The 1,026-nt window shown below is 64.7% G+C and carries 1 protein-coding gene and 1 pseudogene; both read left to right on the top strand.

The window, feature by feature from the left end; genetic code table 11:
- Nucleotides 1-313 (top strand): glycosyltransferase family protein (locus tag ACYVDE_RS24075; RefSeq protein ID WP_460504054.1); only part of this gene is annotated, 313 nt, incomplete at its 5' end.
- Between the two features lie 52 nt (nt 314-365).
- Nucleotides 366-1,026 (top strand): annotated as a pseudogene (locus ACYVDE_RS24070) (hypothetical protein); the annotation flags it as partial.

Here is a 1,026-nt window from a genome sequence, read left to right as displayed (position 1 = left end):
GAGCCGGCTGGCCAACCGGGTGCTGCAGCGCGTGCTGCAGCCGGGCACGCTCGATACGCAGTGCGGCTTCAAGGCCTTCACGGCCGCAGCGGCTGAGCGCATTTTCGGGGCCTGCACCGTCGATGGCTGGTCGTTCGACCTGGAAGTGCTGGCGCGGGCCCGCGCCCTGGGGTTCCGCATCGGCGAAGTGCCCGTGCGCTGGGAAAACGATGAGCGCAGCAAGGCCCGCCTCCGGCAATTGCCCCAGGAAATGCGGTGCGTGTACCGCCTTCGCCAGCAGCTTCGGCAGTTGGAAAAGCCGGCCGGCAAGTAGCCAAGCGTGAGCTATCAATTGACAATCAGTATTTTATTTAGCTACTCCCGGCATGGGTGCTTTCGTTCTAGTTTTCATCATCGCCGTAGTGGCGATTTCGCGGGTGTGGAGCCTGCCCAAGCGCCTGCTGGAACTGCAGGAAGAGGTAAAAACCCGTCAGGCATCCTTCAGCCGGCAGCTAGCCGAGCAGCAGGCGGAGTTGCTGCATTTGCGCGAACAGGTAGCTGGACTGCTTGAAGCAGGCGTTCGGCCAGCGGAGACCGCCGCGGCCGTGCCCCTGGTTCGGCCGGATGCCGCGGCCGCTCTGGTGCCGGTTGAGCCCCTGGAAGCAGAGGCGGCTCCAGCCCCGTTGCCCATCAGCGAGCCCGCTTCTCCTGGCTTTGAGCCGGTTGTGCCAATGCTCATGGACCAACCAATTAACGATGCCCCTGCTTCGATTGAGCCTACGGCTGCCGAGTTCCTCGCACCAGAGCCTATCGCAGCAGTGCCTATCATAACAGTATCGGCAGCACAGCCTATGCCGGAGCAAGCGCTGGTTTTATCGGAGGAGCCAGTTGCTCCGGCCCCCGAGCCTGCCCCTGCGCCCGACCTTGTTCCTCCGGTTTCGGTACCCGCGCCAGCGGTGCCGGCTGCACCGGTGGCTACGCCCGTTTCCGAGCCGGTTGTAGTGCCGGCGCCGACAGGCATGCCGGCGGCAAGCGCCGACACTGAGC

The organism is Hymenobacter agri, assembly GCF_054778495.1.
This window is presented reverse-complemented; position numbering and strand designations above follow the sequence as displayed.